The 20903-nt window shown below is 59.2% G+C and carries 19 protein-coding genes; 15 read left to right on the forward strand and 4 right to left on the reverse strand.

Annotation, left to right across the window (positions count from 1 at the left end; genetic code table 11):
- The first annotated feature begins 321 nt into the window (after positions 1–321).
- On the forward strand, positions 322–813 hold the full coding sequence (gene lspA, locus AC13CE_RS06550; protein WP_482971937.1) for a signal peptidase II: 492 nt from the start codon (positions 322–324) through the stop codon (positions 811–813).
- Positions 814–839: 26 nt separating this feature from the next.
- Here the strand turns inward: lspA and AC13CE_RS06555 are convergent, their stop codons facing one another.
- Complete coding sequence (locus AC13CE_RS06555; RefSeq protein ID WP_482971938.1) at positions 840–1235, reverse strand: MerR family transcriptional regulator; 396 nt, start codon at positions 1233–1235, stop codon at positions 840–842.
- A gap of 138 nt (positions 1236–1373) precedes the next feature.
- On the opposite strand from AC13CE_RS06555, the gene AC13CE_RS06560 reads away from it, so the two are divergent.
- From AC13CE_RS06560 to AC13CE_RS06620, 13 genes are all read left to right on the forward strand, one after another.
- Positions 1374–2015: a cation efflux transmembrane domain-containing protein gene (locus AC13CE_RS06560; protein WP_482971939.1), complete on the forward strand. Its 642-nt coding sequence runs from the start codon at positions 1374–1376 to the stop codon at positions 2013–2015.
- Complete coding sequence (locus AC13CE_RS06565; protein WP_482971940.1) at positions 2012–3943, forward strand: FTR1 family protein; 1932 nt, start codon at positions 2012–2014, stop codon at positions 3941–3943. Before AC13CE_RS06560 ends, AC13CE_RS06565 begins: the two co-directional genes overlap by 4 nt.
- 204 nt (positions 3944–4147) lie before the next feature.
- Positions 4148–4447 carry a hypothetical protein gene (locus tag AC13CE_RS06570; protein ID WP_482971941.1) on the forward strand — a complete coding sequence of 100 codons (300 nt, stop codon included), beginning with the start codon at positions 4148–4150 and terminating at the stop codon, positions 4445–4447.
- Positions 4448–4509: 62 nt separating this feature from the next.
- A complete protein-coding gene (locus AC13CE_RS06575; protein WP_482971942.1) occupies positions 4510–5763 on the forward strand; it encodes a TolC family protein in 1254 nt (417 codons plus the stop codon).
- A gap of 11 nt (positions 5764–5774) precedes the next feature.
- On the forward strand, positions 5775–6923 hold the full coding sequence (locus tag AC13CE_RS06580; RefSeq protein WP_482971943.1) for an efflux RND transporter periplasmic adaptor subunit: 1149 nt from the start codon (positions 5775–5777) through the stop codon (positions 6921–6923).
- Positions 6924–6960: 37 nt separating this feature from the next.
- Positions 6961–10224, forward strand: a complete 3264-nt coding sequence (locus AC13CE_RS06585; RefSeq protein WP_482971974.1) for an efflux RND transporter permease subunit — start codon at positions 6961–6963, stop codon at positions 10222–10224.
- Positions 10225–10237: 13 nt separating this feature from the next.
- On the forward strand, positions 10238–10663 hold the full coding sequence (locus AC13CE_RS06590; protein ID WP_225899970.1) for a hypothetical protein: 426 nt from the start codon (positions 10238–10240) through the stop codon (positions 10661–10663).
- Positions 10664–10779: 116 nt separating this feature from the next.
- Positions 10780–13275, forward strand: coding sequence for a heavy metal translocating P-type ATPase (locus AC13CE_RS06595; protein WP_213176907.1), 2496 nt, complete (start codon positions 10780–10782; stop codon positions 13273–13275).
- Positions 13272–13901, forward strand: coding sequence for a cation efflux transmembrane domain-containing protein (locus AC13CE_RS06600; RefSeq protein WP_213176908.1), 630 nt, complete (start codon positions 13272–13274; stop codon positions 13899–13901). The genes AC13CE_RS06595 and AC13CE_RS06600 overlap by 4 nt, the downstream gene beginning before the upstream one ends.
- Positions 13902–13957: 56 nt before the next feature.
- Entirely contained in the window at positions 13958–14764 is an 807-nt protein-coding gene (locus AC13CE_RS06605; protein WP_482971975.1) for a hypothetical protein, read from the forward strand.
- On the forward strand, positions 14764–15717 hold the full coding sequence (locus AC13CE_RS06610) for a cation diffusion facilitator family transporter (protein WP_482971944.1): 954 nt from the start codon (positions 14764–14766) through the stop codon (positions 15715–15717). Before AC13CE_RS06605 ends, AC13CE_RS06610 begins: the two co-directional genes overlap by 1 nt.
- Positions 15718–15919: 202 nt before the next feature.
- Positions 15920–18154, forward strand: coding sequence for a TonB-dependent receptor family protein (locus tag AC13CE_RS06615; RefSeq protein WP_213176911.1), 2235 nt, complete (start codon positions 15920–15922; stop codon positions 18152–18154).
- Between the two features lie 149 nt (positions 18155–18303).
- Complete coding sequence (locus AC13CE_RS06620; protein ID WP_482971945.1) at positions 18304–19005, forward strand: peroxiredoxin; 702 nt, start codon at positions 18304–18306, stop codon at positions 19003–19005.
- A gap of 98 nt (positions 19006–19103) precedes the next feature.
- Here the strand turns inward: AC13CE_RS06620 and AC13CE_RS06625 are convergent, their stop codons facing one another.
- Entirely contained in the window at positions 19104–19748 is a 645-nt protein-coding gene (locus tag AC13CE_RS06625) for a class I SAM-dependent methyltransferase (protein ID WP_228244094.1), read from the reverse strand.
- 8 nt (positions 19749–19756) lie between these two features.
- Positions 19757–20119, reverse strand: coding sequence for a DUF3703 domain-containing protein (locus tag AC13CE_RS06630; RefSeq protein ID WP_213176914.1), 363 nt, complete (start codon positions 20117–20119; stop codon positions 19757–19759).
- 82 nt (positions 20120–20201) lie between these two features.
- Between AC13CE_RS06630 and AC13CE_RS06635 the strand changes: the two genes are divergently transcribed.
- Positions 20202–20588, forward strand: coding sequence for a MerR family transcriptional regulator (locus AC13CE_RS06635; protein WP_007163832.1), 387 nt, complete (start codon positions 20202–20204; stop codon positions 20586–20588).
- A 47-nt stretch (positions 20589–20635) separates the two neighbouring features.
- Here AC13CE_RS06635 and AC13CE_RS06640 read toward each other — a convergent pair whose 3' ends face one another.
- A complete protein-coding gene (locus AC13CE_RS06640; protein ID WP_010412637.1) occupies positions 20636–20902 on the reverse strand; it encodes an AlpA family transcriptional regulator in 267 nt (88 codons plus the stop codon).
- Between the last annotated feature and the right edge of the window lies 1 nt (position 20903).

Here is a 20903-nt window from a genome sequence, read left to right on the forward strand (position 1 = left end):
AGAAGGTAGGGACTCCGTTTCTTGACATTCCCACCGCCGCAGTATGAGTCCGCGATCCACCTCGTGTGCCCCCACGCGAAACCGGTGCAATTTGCGACATCGGCGAAAATGTTTTGCTTGCCCATCAAGGCATGGCGGAGACAGATATTTTCCCGCGCTGGGATCACGTGCCGATGACATTCGGATGCCTGAATGGCTGGGCCAGTGATCGGCGGGACAGTTGACCTCTCTGCATTGACATGATCGATGAGTACCGGGCCCAGACCTGATTTCTATCGTCCAGAGAATCAGAGATATCTGCCGATCATCCAAGGAACCAATATGTACCGAAGTCTTGGTCTTTCGATCGCCGTTGCAGTCTTCGCGAGCGATCTCATTTCAAAATGGCTTATTGTGAATGTGGTCATGGACCCTGCCCGCGTGATAGATGTTTTTCCATTCTTCAATCTGGTGCTCGGATATAATCGCGGTGTTACATTCGGCCTTCTGAGTTCCGGTAATCCAATCGCGCCCTATTTGCTGTCCGGGTTCGCGCTTCTTGTCGTGGGCGTTCTGGCCAGATGGCTCTGGCGCAGTACTGTACGCCTCGAATCCGCCGCGATAGGTTCGATCATTGGCGGTGCATTGGGTAACGTTGCCGACCGACTGGCGGACGGAGCGGTCACCGATTTTCTCGACTTCTATGTCGGCGGCTATCACTGGCCGGCGTTCAATCTCGCAGATGTCGGAATAGTCCTTGGAGTGGCATTTCTTCTCGTTACCTGGCGGTCCGGAGAAACGCAGCGCGACGATGGCACCGCGCCGAAAGTGTAGATTCTGCGCTTTTGCCGAGGCAATGTTTAGGCGGATTTTCTAGCAAGCCCGCCGATGATGCCGCAGTCGGTGGCAGTGCCCCCATCGCAGGCCCGTGCCAGGCCGATCAGTTCCTGTCTCATCGCCTGCAGCTGTTCGATCTGCTCCTCCACCCGGCGCAAATGATTTCGTGCCAAAGTCGCAGCGTCGTTGCAATCCCGGTTTGGTGCGTCCGACACTTCGAGCAGCGAGCGAACTTCGGACACCGAAAAGCCCAAACCCCGAGCCCGCCGGATGAATGCGAGCCGTTCGACATCGGCGTCTGCGTAAATCCTTCGTCCCGACTGGGAGCGCGGAGCGGGCTTCAGAAGACCGATCTCTTCATAATAGCGAACGGTGTTGACTTTGGTCCCGGTCGCGCGGGCAATTTTTCCTATCTGCATTCTTTAATCCTCGATGATGGCCATCGCAGGGTGTGTGTCTCCGCGACGCAATCACACATCCGCCGTCAGACTTTCTGCGAAAGGTTCGCAGAAAGTCCTTGATCCTCCAGTAACTGGAGATTGTAAAGCTCAGAAACCATGAGTTTAGATGATTCGGAAGACTGTGGTTGCACCGGCGACCCCGAGAGGGCGGTTGACGATCCGCAATACCGCCGCGCGCTCTGGATCGTGATTATTCTCAATGTCGGCTTCGGCATGATCGAGCTGGCCGCCGGGTTTTTAGCCGCGAGCCAGGCGCTCAAAGCCGACGCGCTGGACTTCCTTGGCGATGGCTCGATCACCTTCATCGGACTGCTTGCGCTCGGATGGACGGCATCGACTCGTGCCCGCGTGGCGTTCGCGCAAGGTTTATTTCTGGCAGCGCTTGGTGTGAGTGTGATCGGCGCGGCAATCTGGCGCATGTTCGATATGGTGCAGCCGGAAGCCGGCATCATGGGCTGGGTGGGTTTTGTCGCCTTGCTCATCAACCTTGCCGCCGTTTTTGTGCTCGCTCGCTTTCGCAAAAAAGGCGATGCTCAAGCGCGCGCGATATGGCTATTTTCGCGCAACGATGCCCTGGCCAATGTCGCGGTCATCGTCGCAGCCGGTTTGGTCTACTGGTTGGGAAGCGCATGGCCTGATATCATCGTGGCCGCTGCGATTGCATTTTTGTTCCTCCATTCGGCTCTCGAAATTGTCCGCCATGCGCGCAGCGATATGAAGACGCAGCAGATTGCATGATGAAATATTTGGCGCGCCTGTCCGGCATTTGCCTGGCCCTTCTGTTGTCGTTCGGCAGCGCGCAAGCGTTGGCGGCAGAACCCAACACGATCTGGCGCCTGCTCGATTACATGGCGGTAGATTATGCAGCTGCCGTCGAGGACGGCGAAGTCGTCAACGAACTCGAATATGAGGAAATGGTCGAATTCGCCGGTTCGGTACGATCGGGTATTGCGGAATTGCCTGAACGCCCCGGTCGCGTTCGGCTAGAGGCAAACGCGAAGCAACTTGAAGCCGATATCCTCTCGATGGCCCCCGTTGATCAAGTTGCCACGGCAGCCAGAAAGCTCGCTGCGGATCTCCTAGCCATCTATCCGATCACGCTCTCGCCTTCGAGGGCGCCCGATCTTGAGCGCGGAAGACTGCTGTACCAGGAGAATTGTGCCAGTTGCCACGGGGTGTCAGGAAACGGTCGCGGGCCGGCGTCTGCGGGCCTTGATCCGCCGCCGATCGCATTTACCGACGTCGATCGCGCGCGCCAGCGCAGCATCATGGGTCTCTATCAGGTTATCGACCAAGGGATCGATGGCACCGCCATGCCCGGTTTCTCGCAGCTCTCCTCCGACGACCGTTGGGCCCTGGCCTTCTATTCGGGATCCGTCGCCTTTGAGGCGGCCGACGAAGGGGCGCGTCTATGGAAGTCAGATTCCGAACTACGCAAACGCTTTCCCGATCTTGCCGCTCTCACGAAGATCACGCCGGACGAACTGGCAGGAGAGATCGGGCAAGAGCGCGCGGACGCGCTCATGGCCTATCTTCGGGCCAACCCGTCGGCGATCGCCGATTCAGCGGGGCCTCTTGGCATCACACATACCCGGCTCGCAGAAGCTGAGCGCGCCCACGCGAACGGGAATATTTCCCGGGCCAAGGAGCTCGCACTGTCGGCATATTTGGACGGGTTCGAACCCGTCGAACCGATATTGGCGACACGCAATCCGGATCTTCTGGTGCGTATCGAGAGCGCGATGATGGACTTGCGTGCAGCCATCGACGCAGATCTGCCGACCTCTGCGATAAGCGAACGGATCCGGGCCATCGAGGGTTTGCTCGTACAGGCTGAAAATGTCCTTGCGCCGGAATCTGCGACGGGCTGGTCAACCTTTGTGGCCTCGTTCGCGATCCTTCTCCGCGAGGGTCTGGAGGCGCTCCTTATCGTGATTGCCATGATCGCTTTCGTGAGGAAGGCGGGACAGGATCGGGCATTGCGATTTGTTCATGGCGGGTGGACCGGTGCGCTGGTAGCAGGCGCGCTTACTTGGCTTGCGGCGACCTATCTTCTCGACATCAGCGGTGCCGGCCGGGAATCGATCGAGGCATTCGGTTCGCTGATTGCAGCGCTGGTCCTCCTGTCGGTTGGCGTCTGGATGCACGGAAAATCACAGGCGGACAATTGGCAGCGCTATATCCGCGACAAGCTTGGCAAGGCGCTTTCGCGCGGATCGCTCTGGTTTCTGTTCGGGATCGTATTCCTTGTCGTCTATAGAGAGGTCTTCGAAACCATCCTTTTTTACGCTGCGCTGTCCGCTCAGGGAAGTACGGGCTATCTGCTGGCGGGCGCTGCCACGGCCGGTTTGCTCCTTGTCGTCATCGCCTGGCTGCTGCTGCGCTACAGCCGGACGCTGCCGATCGGAAAGTTCTTTGTCTACAGTTCGGTGCTCATCGCCCTGCTTGCGATTGTCCTGATCGGCAAAGGGATCGCGGGCTTGCAGGAAGCAGGTTTGATCGGGATTGCGCCGATAGCCGGCGGCCCGCGACTAAGTATGCTCGGAGTTTATCCGACGTTTCAAGTGATTGGCGCTCAACTTGCAATGGCATCCGCACTTTTACTTGGTTTCTGGATTAATCACACCCGAGCATCAAACAATGACCGGTCACGCGATGCAGTGTGACAATATATCTTTCTATTACGGCGTTCGTGACGACCCAGGTCGGTACAAGAATAGCGCATTTGTCCGTTCTTATGCAGTGAGCTGCGCGACGGCTTCGGAATTTAAAGAGAATATCGACTTGTGCCATTTGATTGGTCCTGCTAGCGGAGCCAATTCGTCATGACCCTCCGTGTGCCCCTTCTTGCCTTGAAACCGTTTTTCGCCATGCTGATTCTCTTCGGCCTGGTGTTCAGCGTAAGCGTGGACGCGGCGGTATGCGGGCCTGAAATTGGCGAACTTACAAGTGTCGAAGCTGCAAGTAGCGAGACTGGCCAAGACTCGCCGGACAGCCCGGTCGAGCAGCATGGCATCTGCGCCCACGGCCATTGCCATCATGGAGTCCAGTTTGCAGGTAATGCGGATATCGGGGCCGGTGAGCTTTCATCCGGTGCGCAGCACTTCTTCGAACCTGTCGGCCTGACTGCAGTTCAGCAAGCGATTTCGACGCCCCCTCCTCGAATCTGACGTCCAGTATTGCCGCCGCAATGTCGGCGCATTCGGCACGTCAGTAGAGGAAATATCAATTCATGTTTGCCATTTTTTGGCGAGGCGCCCTTTTTGCAGGGCTGGGCCTCGCAGTACTGCCCGGTGCGGTGCGTGCACAAGATCGCGCCGTATTGACGCTCGACGAAGCCCTCGCACGTGCGGGTGTGGATGAAAGCGCGCAGGCGCAATCAGACAATCCGCGTTTGATCGGGCCGCAGGCCGAAACGGACGCGGCACGCGCGCTTATCGATCAGGCACGGCTTAGGCCAAATCCTGAGCTTGCCTTCGAAGCGGAGAACATCGCAGGAAGCGGTGCTTTTTCAGGGCTGCAAGCAACCGAATATACGCTCTCTTTGAGTCAGCGCCTGGAGCTAGGCGGCAAGCGGGGCGCACGCATTCGCTCGGCCGAGGCCGAAGCGCGCGTGGCAATGCTTTCTGGAGAATTGTCGGTCGCTGAATTAAGTCGCATGGTGCGCGAACGCTACATCGAGGCGGTCGCTTCAGCTGCGCGACTGGAACTTGCCCGCGACGTAGTCGAACGCAATCGCGAACTCGCGCGTATAGCCGGGGTGCTGGTCGAAGTTGGCCGCGAGCCGCCGCTGCGCTCGCTTCGCGCAGAAGCCGCCCTTGCCGAGGCCGAGGCGGAATTTGAAGCCGCGCGAGCCTCAGAGATAGCGGCCCGGAGCGCGCTGGTGGCGCTCTGGGGTGAAACGTCCCCTCCCCCGGACGTGCCATCGGCGTTTCCCGGTATCGAACCTCCTGCGATGCTTCTTGCATCGCCTTCTGCTTTGCGTCTCCAAGTTGCGCGTGCCGAACGTGAGGCGGCGGACGCTGCGATCGACAGGGAGCGCTCTTTGGGTGTTCCCGATCCGGCAATCTCCGCCGGTGTCAGGCGGTTCGAGGAAAGCAGGGATCAAGCCTTCCTTGTGGGCGTCTCGATTCCCCTTCCATTCCGCAATCGCAATCAGGGTAACATCGCCGCTGCCGAGGCCCGCTTCCGCGCGGCTTCCGCGCGCGAGGCTGTCGCCCGCGCGGATTTCGAACTCGAAGTAACCCAGGCGCGCGGTCGGTTTCTCGCCGCCGAGGCTCGTGTAGAGACCCTGTCACAAACCTCCCTGCCCCAGGCGGAAGAAGCCTTGCGCCTCGTCCGGATTGGGTATCGCAACGGCAGGTTCCCGCTGATCGAGGTTCTGGCTGCGGCCGAAGCCCGCGATGCAATCCGTGAAGCCTTGATCCAAGCCCAGGAAGATCGCGGTCGCCTGGCAGCGCAGTTGATCTGGCTTGGCGCCCAATGAGGAAAATACCCATGAACCGTAAGCGTTTGGCCGTACTGATCGGCCTGATCATTCTTGTTTTCGCGGCTGCTGTAATGCTGTGGCCGGACAGCGGCGCAGATCCGCACAGCGAAGAAGAGAGCGAAGAAAGCGAGCTCCCGGAAGGACTTGTCCTGCTTGGCGAAGAGCAGATTCGAAGCTCGGAAATCATGGTCGAGACCGTTGGTGAGGGCTCGGCGGTAGAGCTCGTCTTTCCAGCGACGGTCGCCGCCAGCCCAACAGCGAGCGCGCGGATCGATGCGCGAGCAGCGGGCGTGGTCCGCAGCGTCGAAAAAACGCTGGGTGACTACGTCCGACAGGGCGAAACCATTGCGCGTATCGAAAGTGCGGATGCGGCGGGTTTGGCATCGCAGCTAAGTGCGGCGCGCGCGCGCGTCAACGAATTGTCAGCCGCCTATGAGCGCGAACGCCGGCTTTTCGAAGCCAATGTTACGGCACGGCAGGATCTCGAAGCGGTGCGCGCCAATCTCCAGGTCGCCCAGTCAGAACTGTCCCGCGCGCAGGCAGCGGTTGCAGCTGCAGGCGTGAGCGGCGACGGTCGGTCTTTGGCGGTTACCAGCCCTCTTGCAGGACGGGTAACGGCGGCGCCTATCGTCCTTGGTTCGTTTGTCGATGCGGGAGAGGAACTCTACCAGATCGTGAATCCTAGTGCGATGCAGATCGAAGTCGCCCTGCCTTCTGCGGAAGCAAGCCGTATACGGCCTGGCGATGAGGCGACGCTGGAACTCGCAGAAAACCGCGAGATCGGAGCGCGGGTCCGCTCGGTCACGCCATCGCTCGATCCTGAAAGCCGCAGCGCGACGGCAGTCCTTTCGCTCACTCGGTCGATCCCCGGTCTTCAACCAGGCGCCTTCCTGCAAGCGCGCATCCGGCCTTCGGGCGAGGTCGATATGGGCCGCATGTCGGTGCCCGAAAGCGCGGTGCAGTCACTCGACGGCCAGGAAGTGGTTTTCGTGCGCACGCGCCGCGGGTTCCAGACCCGTCCGGTCGTGACCGGCGCACGTTCCGGAGGCCGCGTGGTGATCGAATCCGGTCTCGAGGCGAACTGGCGGATCGCAACCGAGAATGCCTTCCTGCTCAAAGCCGAACTCGAAAAAGAGGAAGCCGAACATGGACACTGATCGCATGCAGGAAACGGAGCACACGCACCGCCACGGCCTGATCGGCATGATCCTCGACATGGCCGTGCGTTTTCGCTGGGCCATGGTCGTGTTGACGATCGGTGTCGCCATCTATGGCGTGATGAACCTTATTCGGCTTCCCATTGACGCCGTACCCGACATTACGAACGTGCAGGTGCAGATCAATACCGAAGCGCCCGCCTTTTCCCCCTCCCAGGTCGAAACGCAGGTAACCTATCCGGTGGAAACCGGTCTCGCCGGGATCGATGGTCTGGAAATGACCCGTTCGATTTCGCGCAACGGGTTCAGCCAGGTTACTGCAATCTTCGAGGAAGGTACTGACATCTATTTCGCGCGGCAGCAGGTCAATGAGCGCCTGACGCCGATCACCGCTTCGCTGCCCGACGGAGCAGAACCGGTAATGGGACCTATCTCGACCGGTCTGGGCGAAGTGCTCATGTATACGATCGAGTTCGAGCATCCGGGGGGCAAGGAAGCACCGAAGGGTGGTGCGGTCGGCTGGCAGTCCGACGGAAGTTTCGTGACCGAACGCGGTGACAGGCTGGATAGCGATGTCGCCAAGGCTGCCTATCTGCGTACCATTCAGGACTGGGTGGTCGCTCCGCTCATGCGGTCGGTCGATGGCGTCGCCGGTGTCGATTCCATCGGGGGTTTCCGAAAGCAATATCTCGTACAGCCCGATCCTGCTCGCATGACAGGCTACGGGCTTTCATTCGATGAGGTGATCGATGCGCTGGAAGCCGCCAACCTTGCCGAAGGCGCGAATTTCGTCGAGCGATCAGGAGAAGCCCTGCTGGCTCGTGTCGATGCACGGCTCGGCAGTGTCGAGGACATCGAGCAAGCAGTCATATCTACACGTGAAGGCGTTCCCATTCGCGTGGGAGATGTCGCAACGGTCAGCATTGGCGGTGATCTCAGAACCGGGGCTGCATCGCTGAATGGCGACGAGGCTGTGGTTGGTACCGTCCTCATGCGGGCAGGAGAAAACAGCCGCACTGTTTCAGCCCAGGCCGCTGAGAGGCTTGATGAAGTCCGCGCCTCCCTGCCGCAAGGTGTGGTAGCCGAAATCGTCTACAATCGTTCGTCTCTTGTCGATGCAACGATCGCGACCGTCGAGAAGAATCTCGTCGAGGGTGCGCTGCTGGTCATAGCCATCCTGTTCCTTTTGCTCGGCAACATACGCGCCGCAATTATCGCCGCTCTGGTTATTCCTTTTTCGATGCTGATGGCATCGATCGGCATGAACCGGCTCGGAGTGTCAGGCAATCTGATGAGTCTGGGCGCGCTTGACTTTGGTCTGATCGTCGATGGGGCCGTGATTATCGTCGAGAATAGTGTGGCGCGTCTTGCGGCCAGACAGGAGCATGAAGGCCGGCTCCTGACACTTGGCGAACGGCTGACGGAAACGCGGCTTGCCGCGCAGGAGATGATCAAGCCGACTGTCTATGGTCAAGCGATTATCCTTCTGGTGTTCGCACCGTTGCTGACCTTCACCGGAGTCGAGGGCAAGACGTTCTCGCCGATGGCCATCACGGTCATGCTGGCGCTCGCGTCGGCATTCGTACTCTCGCTGACTTTCGTCCCGGCGATGATCGCGATCCTGCTGAACAAAAAACTGACAGAGAAGGAAGTCAAACCGATCCGGATGGCCAAGGAACGCTATGGGCCTCTTGTCCGCAAAGCCATCGCCCGCCCTTGGCCGGTGATCGGGGCCGGTGCCGGCATTTTTGCCGTTGCTGCTCTGGTGTTCAGTTTCCTTGGCAGCGAGTTTACACCGCAGCTCGACGAGCGCGATATCGCGGTGCAATCATTGCGAATCCCTTCCACATCTCTCGAGCGGTCTCTGGCGATGCAGCGGCGAGTAGAAGATCGATTGGAGGAATTTCCGCAAGTGCAGCTGGTATTCTCACGTACCGGTACTGCGGAAGTGGCCAGCGACCCGATGCCGCCCAACGCCTCCGATGCGTATGTGATCCTGAAGCCGCGCGATGAATGGCCTGACCCGGATCTTTCGAAAGATGATCTGGTGGCAGAAATGGAGAGCGCTCTGGGAGGCCTAGTTGGCAATCTCTATGAGTTCAGCCAACCAATCGAACTTCGGTTCAATGAACTGATCGCTGGCGTGCGCGGCGATGTCGCGGTCAAGATCTACGGCGACGACCTGACCGCCATGACCTCGGCAGCGAACGAAGTCGCCGGCATTTTGCGCGAGGTCGAGGGAGCTGCGGATGTCAAAGTCCAGCAGGTCACCGGTTTCCCCACACTTGATATTGCCTTCGATCGTCCGACGATCGCTCGATATGGACTGAAGGTCGAAGACGTCGCTCAATCCGTCGCAATTGCTCTGGGCGGGCGGCCTGCCGGGCTGGTCTTTGAAGGCGATCGAAGGTTCGAGGTCGTCGTTCGGCTTTCGGATGCGACACGCGATGATTTCGATCAGCTTGGTGCATTGCCGGTGCTGCTTCCGAACGGAGCGACCATACCGTTGCGCTCGGTCGCCGAATTCCGGGTTGTGGATGGCCTTGCCGAAGTCCGCCGTGAACAGGGACGCAGGCTGGTGATCGTTTCTTCCAATGTGCGCGAGCGCGATCTTGGCTCCTTCGTTGAGGAAGCGAGGGCGAATGTCGAGGCGCAGGTTGAACTGCCCGCTGCAGCCTTTATCGAGTGGGGCGGCCAGTACCAAAACCTTCAGGCTGCGCAGGAACGGTTGCAGATCGTTATCCCGATCGCTTTCGCGGTTATTCTCCTGTTGCTCTATATGGCGGTCGGAGGCTGGGTTCCCGCTCTGGCTGTTTTCAGCGCGATCCCGCTCGCCCTCGCTGGCGGCATCTTCTCGCTGGCTCTGCGCGGAATGCCGTTTTCGGTTTCGGCGGCAGTCGGGTTCATCGCCCTCTCGGGCGTGGCGACCCTCAACGGTCTCGTGATGGTGACTGCAATACGCCAGCGTCTGGACAAGGGAATGGCGCTCGATGAGGCCATCGTGGAAGGCGGGCTGGCGCGCTTGCGTCCAGTATTGATGACGGCTCTGGTCGCGTCGCTCGGGTTTGTCCCCATGGCGATCGCGACCGGCACCGGAGCGGAGGTTCAACGGCCTCTGGCAACGGTGGTCATTGGCGGTCTGATCACCGCCACTGCGCTCACCTTGTTCGTCCTTCCCGCGATCCTGAAACTCGTCTTCGCCACCAGAAAGGATGACCGGACGTGGCGTCAACGCTGGTGGGACCGCCTGCGCCGCAACGTCACTCCCGAGGAACGGCAAGAGCTGCAAGAGGTTACGTGAATGGAGAGCATCAATGATTACTAGCCAGCTCAGAGTGACCCTTGCCGGCGCCCTGATACTTTCAAGTGTTCCAGCATCGGCGCAGGATCAGAGCACGCCTGTTCCGATCGCCGGTGTCTGGAGCCTTGGTGAAACGCGGTCTTGTGATAGCGGACCGGCCTGGGTGTTTTTCGCAGATGGCTATTGTGCCGAAGTACAGCTTCCGGACGGTGCCCCCGCCGCCGTGGGAATTTGGCGAGACGAGGGCGATGCCATCGCTTACACCCACGCGCACATGCCATTCGAAGGTCATGAACGGCCGATGCGGGTTCGTCATCTTACCATCGAAGAGCGCACCGCCGAAAAACTGACAGCCCGCAATTATCGCGGTGTCACGCGCACGTTTCACCGCTGTCCAGCAAATTCGCTGAAAGTGCCGGCAGGTCAGGACGCTCATTGACGCTTTCGCTACGCAATATGCGGACTTCGCTAGTTCCTATTCGGGTTTCGCGAACCTGCAAGCTTACGGGTCTGCGGCACCGGGAGCGGTCAATTTTCCACGGGAAGCAATAGGCAATGACACGAACCATCGAACTCGAAGTCTTACCGCTCCTCCCCGACCTCCCGAGCGAAACCGATCATTGCATCATCCGCTTGCAGTCTTTGCTCAGCTCGCGGATCGGCGTGCACGAGGTCGCGATATTGCCCGGCACGAAGGAAGCATCCGCGCGGCTAGCGATATCATACGATGCCGATCGCCTGACGGTCGCCCGCATCAAGGAGTTGGCCCATGTGGCCGGAGCGGAAATCTCCGAACGCTACGGACACGTTGTCTGGCAAGCCGATGGCATCAATTCCACCCGCCGTGCCGAAACGGTCGCGGACCTGCTGGCCAGCAAACCTGGTATCCTCGAAGCAAATGCTGATGCGAGCGGGAGGTTCATCGCCGAATACGACCGTCAGCTAACCGATGAGCCTACGATTGCTGGCGAGCTCAAGAACCTCGGCGTGTCGGTTTTGGCGGGCGATGTCGTCAGGAACGCCGAGCACTCTTCCAAAGACCATGGTCACGATGATGAAGATTATGCCGGACACAGTCATGGCGGCATCTTCGGCGCGAACACCGAACTCTATTTCTCGCTCGCCTCGGGCGCATTTCTCGCGACCGGATTCGGGATCGAGAAACTATGGTCTGGGCATCCCGGATGGCTGCCACTCGCGTGCTATATCGCAGCGTATTTCTTTGGCGGATTCTTTACCGTCCGAGAGGCGTGGGACAATTTGCGCCTCCGCCGGTTCGAAATCGATAGCCTCATGCTTGTCGCCGCTGCGGGCGCCGCCTTTCTCGGGGAATGGGCTGAAGGCGCGCTTCTGCTGTTCCTGTTCAGTTTCGGCCACGCGCTCGAACACTACGCGATGGGGCGCGCCAAAAGGGCGATCGAAGCGCTCGCGGAACTCGCGCCGGAAACGGCACGGGTAAAACGTGGAGATGACGTCGTCGAGGTTCCGGTCGAGGAGCTTGCGATTGGCGACGTGGTCATCGTGCGTCCGAACGAACGCCTTCCGGCCGATGGTTTCATCCTGGACGGGATCAGTGCCATCAATCAGGCTCCGGTGACCGGCGAAAGCGTGCCGGTCGACAAGAGCGCGGTTTCGAATGTAGCTTCTGCGCGCGCAAATCCTGACAATCTTGCGGATGACAATCGCGTCTTTGCAGGGACGATCAACGGATCGGGCGCGCTCGAAGTGGAAGTGACCCGGCGATCGAGCGATACGACCCTAGCCAAGGTCGTCCAAATGGTGAGCGAAGCCGAGGCTCAGCAATCTCCGACCCAGCGCTTCACGCAGCGCTTCGAGCGAATTTTCGTGCCTGCCGTGCTCGCTCTGGCCGGCCTGCTCCTTTTCGCATGGGTCGTCATCGACGAACCCTTCCGCGACAGTTTCTACCGGGCGATGGCGGTGCTTGTGGCTGCGAGCCCCTGCGCTTTGGCGATCGCGACCCCGAGCGCGGTCTTGTCCGGAGTGGCCAGAGCAGCGCGCAGCGGCATTCTGGTAAAGGGCGGCGCGCCGCTCGAAGATCTCGGTGCGCTCAAGGCCATCGCGTTCGACAAGACCGGTACTCTTACCGAAGGCGAACCCCGCATTACCGATGTCCAACCCGCGCAGGGCGTATCTGAAAACGAACTGCTTGCGATTGCCTCGGCGGCTGAAAATCTGAGCGATCATCCCCTGGCACAGGCGATTGTAAGGGACGGCAAGCAGCGGCTTGGCGATGAGACTCTGCCCGAAGCAGCCAATCTCGAAAGCTTCACAGGCAAGGGCATCACCGCGCTTGTCGACGGTGAGCGGGTGTGGATCGGAAAGCTCGAAATGTTCGGGCAAGACGGGGTCCCTGCGCTCAGTGCAGAACTGTCGGATGCTATAGAGTCCATGCGCGAGCGCGGGCGAACGACGATGGGCGTTCGCTCGGAAACGCGCGATCTTGGAGCGATCGGTTTGCTCGACACGCCGCGGGCGGCAGCAAAGGCGACGCTCGAAGCGCTACGCGGCCTCGGGATCACCCGAATGATCATGATCTCGGGCGACGATCAAAGAGTGGCCGATGCGGTTGGAAAGGAAGTCGGCCTCGACGAGGCCTGGGGCAATCTCATGCCCGACGACAAGGTCAAGGCCATCCGCAAGCTTGCCGGTCAGGACAAGGTTGCGATGGTCGGAGACGGGGTCAACGATGCTCCTGCCATGGCGAATGCCACCGTCGGGATAGCAATGGGTGCCGCAGGCTCGGATGTCGCGCTGGAGACAGCCGATGTCGCGCTGATGGCCGATGATCTCGCCCGACTGCCTTTCGCCGTCGATCTGAGCCGGCAGACCCGCTCGATCATCCGGCAGAACATGATCGTCAGTCTCGGAATTGTCGCCGTTCTCATCCCGGCAACCATTTTCGGTCTCGGGATTGGCCCCGCTGTCGCGGTTCATGAAGGTTCGACATTGATCGTGGTCGCCAACGCGCTCCGGCTTCTGGCGTATAAAGAGAAGAGCGGTGCAAAGGCGATAATGGAGACGCAAGCATGAGCGGCGATGATAACTTCAATCTGGATACGTCTGACAAGCGCCGCACATTATGGATCGTTTTATGGCTTAACGTCGCGATTGCGGTCGGGTTCTTCGTCATGGGCTACTTTGGCGACTCGAATGCGCTGCTGGCCAACGGACTCGACAATTCGTCGGACGCGCTTGTCTACGCTCTCAGTCTCCTTGCGCTGAGTCGACCGCGCTCCTGGAAGCGAGGCGCAGCGCGCTTTTCTGGCGTCATGCTTTTGATCTTTGCCGGCGGAGTGATTGCTGATGCCGTCAGGCGGTTTGTTGAAGGTTCTGAACCGGGTGGCATCCTGATGATCGCGATGGCTGCCGTCGCGGGCATAGTGAACCTCTATTGCCTCCGCTTGCTGCAAAAGATGCAGGACAAGGACGTAAACATGCGGGCCGCCACCACATTCAGCTTCAATGACTTCATTTCGAACGGCGGAATTATCATCGCTGGCGTCATCGTTATGATCACAGGCGCGAACTGGCCGGACCTTGTGGTCGGCGTCGCTGTGGCTGGCATAGCTCTTTACGGCGGGATCGATATCCTGCGCGACGCGCACAGTGACAAGCACGACGAGGCGGGAACGGTTCATGGCGAAACACGGGAATGAGCCTCGTCCACGAGATATTTGCAACTGAGGATTTGTCGGCGATCCTGACCTTGGCGATGCTGGCAAGCCTCGGCCTGGGTGCTGGCGTTGTCTGGGAAGAAAAGCACGGGCCGACCCCGAACGAAAATGGGTTCGCGGCGGCCGTCCACTCTGGCGCCCTTGCCGCACTTGCGCTTGTTTTGACCGGTCCTGCAGTTGGACAAGCAAGGGGTGACTTCATAGACGCAGCCCTGCTCCCCGCTGGCGGGACTCTCTATCTTCTGGCGGTGCTGATCGGAGGCTGGGCTTCGCATCGCGACGCAGTTGGAACCCTGTCCGACGCCGTGGGAAGACGCGGGCCGAAGATGACCATTGCGCTTCAAGGCGGTATTGCGCTGGGGTTTGGTGGCATCGCTCTGGGTGCAGCAGCAGCCGTGTCTGTCTTCGCCGGTTTCGCAGCAACACTAGGGGTTGGAATCACCTTTTTCCTGGTGGGGCGAAAGACAACAGCCGGATTTCGCGACAGCGCGATCAAACGCATGGATCGTCTGGCGATCCATGTTTTTCTGTCACTCGCCTTTGTTGCCGCAGCGGTAGCCGGGTTTTGGCTTCTCCACGGCATGAGCGAAACAGCCGACGCGCGGTTGGCAATTCTACTCGCAGGATACTTTCTTATCTGGTCGGTTCATTTTTTGCTGCAAATCCCGGGCAGACTGGGAGGTTTGAATTTGGCAGCACTCGCGGCCTTCATCTCCGGGCTTGCGATGTTCGGAATGATTGCAGTCGGATTTAACGCCGCGATTGGAGCAATCGATAATTCCGATGCGATCCTTCAGCATCCGGATACCGCCGGCAACGAAATCGTAAATAGCGGAGAGAAGTGATGGCGCACTCGCACGATCATGCTGGCCACAGTCACGGCGAGGAAAACCTTAGCGATCGTCAGCTGATCCTCGCGGTCGCGATCAATGTCCTCCTGACCCTTGCCCAGATCGTCGGCGGCATCCTTTCGGGGTCATTGGCGCTTATCGCGGATGCATTGCACAACTTCAGCGATGCGGCCTCTCTTGGTCTTGCATGGTTTGCGCGGCGCATAGGCCGGCGGCCGGCGGACAAGCTGATGACCTTCGGCTACGCCCAGGGAGAAGTCGTCGCCGCGCTCATCAATCTGACGACCTTGCTGATCATCGGATTCTATCTGATCGTTGAGGCGATCAACCGTTTCGCCGCGCCGCAGCCGGTCGAAGGCTGGACCGTGATCTGGGTTGCCGGGATCGCACTTGTCATCGATCTCGTCACCGCATTCATTGTCTATCGCGGCGCGCATGACAGCATTAACATGAAGGCTGCCTTCCTGCATAATGTTTCGGACGCGCTGGCCTCGATCGGTGTGATCGTCGCCGGAGTGCTGATCATTCTATACGATCTCGTCGTCGCCGATCTCATCATCACTCTCATCATCGCGGCCTATGTCATCTGGCAGGGCGCGACACTCCTACCGCGTACCGTTCGTCTGCTGATGGGAGCAGTGCCGGACGAGGTGGAATTTGATCAGATGGTTGAAAACCTGCGCGCGCTTGGCGGCGTGCAGGATATTCACCACGTCCATGTCTGGAATCTGGGAGAACATCACCGGGCGCTCGAAGCCCATCTCACTCTTGTTGATTACTCCCAAACAGCATTCGAGGGAGTCAAGCGACGCGCGCGGGCGATGCTGGAAAAGGATTTCGGCATCGCACATGCCACTTTCGAGCCCTGCCTCGCTACGGACTGCGATGATGCGCTGATCCCTGCCCACCCGGCACCCGCCAACGGGAAACACACGGTCGGTGATTAGGCTTTCGCTGGCACATTCCTGCCCGACCGTTCGCAGACCCTGCCCCCTGATCGCGCGCCACTCGCGGACGGTATTGCAGTCCGGAACCGATGCACCGCGAGCCGCCCTCAGCCGATATGGGCATAAAAGCCTATTATTGCTATTGCGAATACGTCTCAATAGCAATAATAGGCTTTGCAAATGTCTTGAAAGGATTCTTCACATGTATCGCGCTACCGCCTCGCTCATAGCAATTGCGCTGGCCGCCCCTGCTTACGCCAATGAAAGAGACCCGACCGATGAGCGGCAATCGCAGGACGGGATAGCAAACCCAAGCGAATCGATTATCGTGATCGGCGGTCGCATCGATGCGTATGAAGTGGCCGGTGCGGCGGACCTAATCGATGGCGAGGAACTGAGCGAATTCGAGCATGGGGACGTCAACCGTGTCCTGCGCCAGGTGCCGGGGGTAAATATTCAGGAAGAGGATGGTTTCGGGCTATTCCCGAATATTGGCTTGCGCGGCGCGCCGGTCGAACGGTCGAGCAACATCACCTTGATGGAAGATGGCGTTCTCATCGCCCCTGCCCCCTACGCCGCTCCGGCCGCGTATTACTTCCCCGCGATCGGTCGAATGGACGCAGTCGAAGTGATCAAGGGCGCGGGCTCGGTACGCTATGGTCCTCGCACGATCGGCGGGGCCATCAATTTCCGATCGACTCCGATACCGACCGAGAGCCTGGCTGGCGAAGCCTCCGGACAGCTTGGTTCTCGCGGTTATTATCAGGGTCATGGCTGGATTGGCGCTAGTGCCGACAATTTCGGGGCACTGGTGGAAAGCTATCAGCAAGGCAGTGATGGGTTCAAGACGATAGATGGCCTTCCCGGCGCCGAGACCGGTTTTCAACGCCAGGACTATCGCGCCCGCTTCGCCGTCCACACCAGCCCAGATTCGCCGGTCGATGCTCGCCTCGAGTTCGCCTATGGTCGATCCGAACTTGAGGCGAACGAAACCTATTTGGGCCTAGCCGACGCGGATTTCGCGAGCGATCCGTACCGGCGCTATTCGGCCAGCCAACGCGACGTTTTCACGGGCGAGCACGATCAATATCGGCTCACCGGCACGCTCCGGTTGCCCGACGACACGCAGGTTGCGGTTACCCTATATCGCAACGATTTCATACGAAGTTGGTCGAAGCTACAGGACATCGATTTTAACGGTGATGGCAGCTTTGATGCCATCCAGCCAGTCTTCGACAATCCGTCCTCAAACGAAGAAAGCCTCGCGATCCTGCGAGGGGCAGACAGCGCTGAAGGTGCTCTTCGCATTCGCAACAACAACCGCATCTATCGGAGCGAAGGCGTCCAGCTTTCGTTCGAAAGACCTTTCGAGACCGGCGCGGTCATGCACAACCTGGCTGCGTCGCTACGGTATCACGAGGATGAAGAAGACCGGTTGCAGAATGAGGAATTCTATACGCAGACGGACGGAGATCTCGTTTTCGTCCGGCAGACGGCTCCGGGCGCTCAAGCCAATCGCGAGGCGAAGGCGAAGGCGATCGCTTTCTATCTAGAGGACCGGATCGAGATCGGCGGGCTTACTCTGACGCCCGGCATTCGGTACGAAGGCATCGACCTTACTCGACTGGACTATGATCGAGCCGACCCCGCTCGTATCGATGGACCTGCGCGCATACGCAAGACCAACGTTGACGAATGGCTTCCCGCACTCGGTGCAACCTATGCACTGGGAGACGTGCTGTTGATTGCAGGCGTTTCGCGCGGTTTTTCTCCCCCCGGGCCCGGAAATCCGGAGGCGCGAGCCGAGAAAAGCTGGAACTATGAATTTGGTGGGCGTTTTCGGAATGGCGCCATTCAAGCTTCCGCGATTGCGTTTTATTCCGACTATTCCAATCTGCTCGGAAACTGCACACAATCCGTGGGGTGTAGCGTCGGGGATATTGGCGACCAGTTCAATGCTGGGGCCGTCTCCGTGAAGGGGTTGGAGCTGGCAGCTTCGACGGAGCATCAAGTGGGTAAGGAAATTTCAATTCCCTTCTCGGTGGTTTACACGCTCACCGACGCGCAATTCGAAAGCAGTTTCGAGAGTGCGTTCTTCGGTTCCGTGTCCCAGGGCGACGCACTGCCCTACATCGCTCGCCACCAATTCTATGCCGAAACGGGGCTCGCATTCGGACCGGCATCCTTGCTCGTGAGCGCCAATTACACATCGCAAGTACGCACCGAAGCAGGTAGCGGGGATATTTCGCCCGATGAGCGTATTGACGAAAGGATTGTCTTTGATCTCGCCGGCCGGTTTGCGCTGACGGAAGGTCTCTCTTTGTTTGCCAGAGTGGATAATCTGTTCGACAATGCTTATGCTGTAGCGCGTCGGCCTTCGGGTTTGAGACCGGGGGCTCCCCGGCGCTTCGTAGCAGGCGCTAGCGTGCGCTTCTGAGTATCTACGTCGGCCGATGATCGCGCAATCTTGTAAGAGGCGGGAGCGCCAGTGAGCATTTCCGCCTCACTAAATGCAGGTGAGGTCGAGACTCACGCAATCGATTGCGCCGACATTCGACGTGCCGCAGGCCACACACCCGCCAAAATATGAAGACGGCGGACACCTCCCCCAGAATAAATAGGAGTTTTGACATGACCCTCTCCATTGGCTCGACAGCCCCCGATTTCACAGCGGAAACGACCCAAGGCACCATCACCTTCCATGATTGGATGGGCGACAATTGGGCTATCCTGTTTTCTCATCCAAAGGCATTTACTCCGGTTTGTACGACCGAGCTGGGTTACATGGCCGGTCTCGGCGAGGAATTTGCCAAACGCGACACCAAGATTCTCGGCCTGTCGGTCGACAGCAGCCAAGACAATCGCGACTGGCTACCCGATATCGAGGCGGTCAGCGGCAATAAAGTCGATTACCCGGTGGTCGGCGACAGCGACCTGAAGGTGGCCAAACTCTACAATATGTTGTCCGCCGAGGAGACTGGCAGTGCGGAGCAAAGAACGGCAGCCGACAATGCTACCGTTCGCGCCGTCTATATCGTTGGCCCGGACAAAAAAATCCGTGCGATGCTACTTTATCCGATGAGCAGCGGACGCAATTTCGAAGAAGTGCTCCGATTGCTCGATTCAGTCCAGCTCACCGAAAGTAAAGGCGTGGCAACCCCGGTCAATTGGCAGAGTGGGGATGACGTCATCATTCCACCGTCTGTTTCCGAGGAAGAAGCGAAAGCGCGCTTCCCGCAAGGTTTCACAACGCTGCGCCCCTATCTGCGCACGGTTAAAATCGACTGACCAGCGCAAGCGGATGTGGTGTATTTGGGCTCGAACTCAACAGGGGATTCCGCATGAAGCTAGACAAAAGCAGTCACGCAACTGCGGCTTCCGCCGCATTACGATTTGGCACCGACGAATTCATACGCACAACCGGCCAGAAACTCGCGGAAATGAACTTCGCGCAAAACTTTGCGTGCTGGAAGCCAAGGGCGGAACTCTTCATATTCCCGCGCCACACCAAATGGTTTGGTCAGCACTATGCCGATTTCAATCAGCCATCGCGGCCAGCGCTCGGGGTGTTTCAGGCCAAGGAGGGCCATCCGGCCACCCGTCGGGAGAGCAGCTGAGGCGCGCTCGATGATCGCGGCGTAGTCAGGTGGCATTTCCAGTCCAAAGGTGCTGATGACTGCGCTGGTCTCGCTCGGAAAGCGGAAGGCGGCTACGTCTGACTGCACAAATTCGACATTACTTGCTCGCAGGCGCTTCGCTCGTCGACGGGCTTGGTCGAGCATGCCTTGCGAAAGGTCGACCAGCGTCACCTTGCCGCTTGGTCCTACTCTCTCAAGCAGAAACGCGAGGTTTGCGCCGGTGCCAGCACACAGATCGACCACATGGTCGCCGGCGTTGAGTTCAAGCCGGTTAACCAGATCGCGTCGCCAGCGACCAAGACCGGCCCACCGAAACCCCGACACCAATCGGTCATAGATTCCCGCGTTCTTGTCGTAGAGGCGTTCAACCTGTTCGTTGGATAGAATTGCCATGGCGCGAGCTAGCGAGCTTCGCCCGAAGAGATCGTAAGAACCTCTGAGAGGTCGTCCGGGTATGGCATTGGCGCGAACGCGCTCACGTTTGCGCGTCCGGTATTCCCCCAGGGGAGCCGTCCGGTGAGATTACCAAGGGGAGCGAGCGCAAGACGTATGACCTGCCCCAGAACTTCGCGGCCATCGCGGGTTTCAACTGCATAGCCCAGCATCGTCATATGTGAACGAAGGTGCGGCCCGAAGAAGCCCTGGCCCAGAATATGTTCCCGCTCGAGCGCGGTCCAAGCCAAAGCCCGGTCACCAGACTGCCTGGCGGCACGGAAAACGCGCCGCTCAGATTCGATAAGTTCAATAATGTCCTTCTTTGCCACAGGATTTTACCGTTCTGCTTGCATCTTCGAATCGTCTTATGCACCTTGTAGTGGCTACAAGGTCAAGCATTTCGAGAAGCCCATGAAGATTGGTGCCCTGGCGCGGAAGACCGGCACGACCGCCGAAACCATCCGCTACTACGAACGGACCGGATTGCTGGAGGAACCACCACGCACCGCCGGCAACTACCGGGACTATGGCCCGACCGAATTGGCCAGATTGCGGTTTATCCGCCGCGCACGCGACCTCGGCTTCACCATGGCGGAGGTGCGCCAATTGCTTTCTTTGGCGGATGATCCATCGCAATCGTGCGAAGCCGTGGACTCTATTGCCAGCCTCCACCTGCGCGAGGTGGATCGGAAGCTTGGTGACTTGCGAAAACTGCGAACCGAACTGCGCCATATGGTGGACGACTGCCAGCACGGAGCGGTTGGCGAATGCCGGATAATCGAAGTGCTTTCCGGCTAGCCGGACAGAGGGCGTTTATGGGAGCAGTGACGGGACGCAAGACATGATCATCTCGAAATTCGGGGCGTGTTCTGACATATCTCGTCGGTGCGTTCGACAACAGAACCGATCCAGTCATCGATCTCGGCTTCGACCCAAACCGTGCAACGGGGACCGAGCGAACGCGACTTTGGAAAACGGCCTTCGCGCATCCGCTGATAGATTGCCGTTCGGCGCAGGCCCACGCGCGCCATGACCTCGGGAAGACGAATGAGCCGGTCTGGCGTTGGCTCGACAGGAACGGCTTCCGCGTCCGTTTCGAGACCGGTCGTCATT

This window comes from Qipengyuania sp. B-5 (assembly GCF_056857815.1).

Bases quoted from the DNA above. Each gene is read 5' to 3' on its own strand.
- lspA (WP_482971937.1), top strand. From the start codon at position 322: ATGTACCGAAGTCTTGGTCTTTCGATCGCCGTTGCAGTCTTCGCGAGC.
- AC13CE_RS06555 (WP_482971938.1), bottom strand. From the start codon at position 1,235: ATGCAGATAGGAAAAATTGCCCGCGCGACCGGGACCAAAGTCAACACC.
- AC13CE_RS06560 (WP_482971939.1), top strand. From the start codon at position 1,374: ATGAGTTTAGATGATTCGGAAGACTGTGGTTGCACCGGCGACCCCGAG.
- AC13CE_RS06565 (WP_482971940.1), top strand. From the start codon at position 2,012: ATGATGAAATATTTGGCGCGCCTGTCCGGCATTTGCCTGGCCCTTCTG.
- AC13CE_RS06570 (WP_482971941.1), top strand. From the start codon at position 4,148: ATGCTGATTCTCTTCGGCCTGGTGTTCAGCGTAAGCGTGGACGCGGCG.
- AC13CE_RS06575 (WP_482971942.1), top strand. From the start codon at position 4,510: ATGTTTGCCATTTTTTGGCGAGGCGCCCTTTTTGCAGGGCTGGGCCTC.
- AC13CE_RS06580 (WP_482971943.1), top strand. From the start codon at position 5,775: ATGAACCGTAAGCGTTTGGCCGTACTGATCGGCCTGATCATTCTTGTT.
- AC13CE_RS06590 (WP_225899970.1), top strand. From the start codon at position 10,238: ATGATTACTAGCCAGCTCAGAGTGACCCTTGCCGGCGCCCTGATACTT.
- AC13CE_RS06595 (WP_213176907.1), top strand. From the start codon at position 10,780: ATGACACGAACCATCGAACTCGAAGTCTTACCGCTCCTCCCCGACCTC.
- AC13CE_RS06600 (WP_213176908.1), top strand. From the start codon at position 13,272: ATGAGCGGCGATGATAACTTCAATCTGGATACGTCTGACAAGCGCCGC.
- AC13CE_RS06605 (WP_482971975.1), top strand. From the start codon at position 13,958: ATGCTGGCAAGCCTCGGCCTGGGTGCTGGCGTTGTCTGGGAAGAAAAG.
- AC13CE_RS06610 (WP_482971944.1), top strand. From the start codon at position 14,764: ATGGCGCACTCGCACGATCATGCTGGCCACAGTCACGGCGAGGAAAAC.
- AC13CE_RS06615 (WP_213176911.1), top strand. From the start codon at position 15,920: ATGTATCGCGCTACCGCCTCGCTCATAGCAATTGCGCTGGCCGCCCCT.
- AC13CE_RS06620 (WP_482971945.1), top strand. From the start codon at position 18,304: ATGAAGACGGCGGACACCTCCCCCAGAATAAATAGGAGTTTTGACATG.
- AC13CE_RS06625 (WP_228244094.1), bottom strand. From the start codon at position 19,748: ATGGCAATTCTATCCAACGAACAGGTTGAACGCCTCTACGACAAGAAC.
- AC13CE_RS06635 (WP_007163832.1), top strand. From the start codon at position 20,202: ATGAAGATTGGTGCCCTGGCGCGGAAGACCGGCACGACCGCCGAAACC.
- AC13CE_RS06640 (WP_010412637.1), bottom strand. From the start codon at position 20,902: ATGACGACCGGTCTCGAAACGGACGCGGAAGCCGTTCCTGTCGAGCCA.